Here is a 3,210-nt window from a genome sequence, read left to right as displayed (position 1 = left end):
ACTCAAACTATCAAGCGTTGCCAATTCTCTCGCAAAAGGCATTACATTTGGACATCTATGGAGACATAGAAACTAGAGGAGATAAAAATCAATGGTTCCCGTAACAGAAGCCTCTAATATCCATATGACAAAATAACAAGAATATCCAATCCTAAAGTAAAAAATATTCGCACTGAAATTGAGCTATTTTCATAAATTAAAAAATGAAATTAAGAAAAGATAAATTATCGTAAACTATACACTTTAATTTAGTGTCAAAATTATAATAATGAAAATAAATATTAGGATGCATATAACAGTAAAAAAGAGTCATATTAAAATGAAATCGATCATTCTTATAATTTTGATTGCAAACCTTTTATCAGCTTGTGCATTAGCACCAAAGCTAAAACAGCCCAATGATAGGAACCGAGTGCCTATTAATAAAACAATCCCTGCCGAAATCAAGCGAGGAGACAGATGAAAAAGATAATTATCATTATAGCGATCAGTATAATTTTTGGAACGTCAGCTCTCGCTAATAATTGTTACTGGAGCTCCAGAACTTTTAAGACAGTGTGTATTCCGAAGACTGTAGATCATAAGACAATAAATAATCCCTCTCCACCACCACCACCTGCTCTACCAGCTCCACCGACACCACCTGCTCTACCAGCTCCACCGACACCACCTACTCCACCTGCAGAATATCTGGAGCTTATTAAGCTATTAAAAAAAGAGGAAATTATTGAGCTCTTAAAAAAACAGCTTGAGTTAAAAAAAGAACAAATTTCGCAAACAGAAAAAACCTATCAAGCTATAACAAAGAATCAGAAAACTGAACCTAAAACAATTAACTTTTCTAGTTTTTTTCTCAAAGAGCCAGAAGCGCTCTATAAGAGTGATAAGCTTTCAAGGGAATCATATCAAAAGGTATTAGAGGAAGAAAACAAAATTTCTGGGACTTTTGATCAAATGGGCAAAGCTATTTCGGAGCGTTTACAATTTGCATCGATACAAGATAAAGCTGTAAGTTTAGAAACTTTTGAAACCGTAGAAAATCGTTTTAAATACCTCCAACATCTATTTGATGAACTTCAAACAAAAGAAAACCTGAAAGATACTGCAGATCTTCAAGCACATATCGATGGTTCATTAGCCATGATCCAAAATGAATTTATAAAGATGGAAATGGTGGCGTATTTACGTAAGGCTGAGCAATCACTTATCAAAAGGAAAAAACGCGAACTTAGTATGAAATTTTTTAACCATGAAGCAAAAGGGATGCCTACCATACGATAAAAACAAAAGCCACTGTAGAAGGTTCAGTACTATCCGAACAATTCAAAGAGGCACAGAGATTTTATCAAAGCCAAGATATCGTAATGCAAATACTTAGGTAATGTATAAATGCGAATAACGCGTTTAGCATGTATCTATGTTTCAAGGTAATAAAAAGTTGAAAATTCGTTAAAGAGGAATTCCATGGACTTTACAGTGTTCACGCAACTTTTCAATAAAATTGATCAGATAACAAAAACATATGTCACGGATCTTTCCTCAAAAACAATAGCTACAATTACACCCTTTGTATCAATCGGTATCACAATTGCTTTTATCATCTATGGTTGGCTCATCATTCGTGGCGCTATAGATATGCCTCTCTCCGGATTTGTAAATCGTTTCCTACGAATAAGTATTATTACTTCAATAGCCCTTACCACAGGACTTTATCAGAGTGAAATTGCGGATTTGATAACACAAATGCCCTATGAGTTATCAAAAGCGCTCATAACAAATCCACTCAATGATACACAATTAATGAATTTACTGGACACAACAGCAACCAAAGGATTTCAATATGCAGGCCGTCTTTTCGAAGAAACCGTCTTCTTCGAAGCCAATGGACTGCTTTACAGTCTCTTAGGCATCATCATCTTGTTGGCAACAAGCCTCGTAGTAGCAATCGGTGGTGGTCTCGTGCTCCTGACAAAACTCGCTATTACACTTCTCGTCGGATGGGGACCTCTCTTCATCGTTGCTTTGCTCTGGCAACCAACTCATCGCCTTTTCGAGCAATGGATAATCCAAGTCGTCAATTATATAATCCTCTTTCTACTCTTAGCCACTGTATTTAATCTGATGATGAATATCTTTGCAAACTATTTGAGCGACATGAAACTCGATTACAACCAGAATATAAGCTTCATGTTTGGGGGAGCTCTCATCTTGTCCATTATATCCATCATGCTGTTACTCAAACTATCAAGCGTTGCCAATTCTCTCGCAAAAGGCATTACATTTGGACATCTATGGAGACATAGAAACTAGATGAGATAAAAATCAATGGTTCCCGTAACAGACGCCCTTAATACCCATGTGACAAAATAACAAGAATATCCAATCCTAAAGTAAAAAATATTCGCACTGAAATTGAGCTGTTTTTATAAATTAAAATGGAATAAAAAAGTAAAATAATTACACACAACGTACTTTACTTTATGTTCAAAATAATAATAATGACAACAAATATCAGGATGTATATAACAATAAAAAAGAGTCATATTAAAATGAAGTCGATCATTCTTGTAATTTTGATTGCAAACCTTTTATCGGCTTGTGCATTAGCACCAAAGCTAAAACAGCCAAATGATAGGAACCGGGTGCCTATTAATAAAACAATCCCTGCCGAAATCAAGAGAGCAAACAGATGAAAAAGATATTTATTATAACAGGAATGATTACCCTTTTGGGAATGATAAATTTAACTCTAACGTCTAACTTTAGTTGGGCTTCTGGGGCTCAAGATTCAACTATTCAAATTCCTCTCCCTGTTTCAAAAACAGAATATCTGAAAATTATTGAGTTATTAAACCAACAAATTAAAGAAAGCCAAAACCAGATCGAAAACGCGAAAAAAATCCATCAGTCTATAACAGGAAATAGAATCCAAAAACCAACAATAGGAGAGAACAAGAGCTTTTTCATACAAGATTCGCCTTCTATCTATCCAAAAACGCATTCCAACTACAGTGACGTAGATGTTGGACAATTTCGAGACCTTTTACATTCTGTTCTTGACGAAGAGAAAAGGTTTATCTTCTGGTCATTGCCGTATCATGAGATGCGCACAATAATTAATACCCGTCTTAACTATAGTGGAATTGTCGATAAAGCTGTAAGTTTGCAAACTTTCCAAGACGCAGAGAACCGCTTTACACAAATTGTCGA

5 protein-coding genes are annotated in these 3,210 nt (G+C 35.2%); all 5 read left to right on the top strand.

What is annotated here, in order from left to right:
* The first annotated feature begins 319 nt into the window (after nucleotides 1-319).
* Complete coding sequence (locus tag ACFIKE_RS08950) at nucleotides 320-463, top strand: TrwH protein (RefSeq protein WP_273790050.1); 144 nt, start codon at nucleotides 320-322, stop codon at nucleotides 461-463.
* The gene (locus tag ACFIKE_RS08945) at nucleotides 460-1,281 is read left to right on the top strand and encodes a type IV secretion system protein (RefSeq protein WP_375649410.1); all 822 of its coding nucleotides are present in this window, start codon (nucleotides 460-462) and stop codon (nucleotides 1,279-1,281) included. The genes ACFIKE_RS08950 and ACFIKE_RS08945 overlap by 4 nt, the downstream gene beginning before the upstream one ends.
* A 183-nt stretch (nucleotides 1,282-1,464) precedes the next feature.
* Nucleotides 1,465-2,310, top strand: a complete 846-nt coding sequence (locus ACFIKE_RS08940; RefSeq protein WP_375649408.1) for a type IV secretion system protein — start codon at nucleotides 1,465-1,467, stop codon at nucleotides 2,308-2,310.
* 239 nt (nucleotides 2,311-2,549) lie between these two features.
* Nucleotides 2,550-2,693 (top strand): TrwH protein, encoded by a 144-nt coding sequence (locus ACFIKE_RS08935; protein ID WP_375649405.1) that lies wholly within the window; start codon nucleotides 2,550-2,552, stop codon nucleotides 2,691-2,693.
* A partial coding sequence (locus ACFIKE_RS08930; protein WP_375649403.1) for a hypothetical protein occupies nucleotides 2,690-3,210 on the top strand: 521 nt, incomplete at its 3' end. The genes ACFIKE_RS08935 and ACFIKE_RS08930, both read left to right, overlap by 4 nt.

The sequence above is a fragment of the Bartonella sp. MU70NMGDW genome (assembly GCF_042194085.1).
Taxonomy (GTDB): domain Bacteria; phylum Pseudomonadota; class Alphaproteobacteria; order Rhizobiales; family Rhizobiaceae; genus Bartonella; species Bartonella grahamii.
The sequence above is the reverse complement of the archived record's forward strand: the minus strand, read 5'-3'. Positions and strand labels throughout refer to the sequence as shown.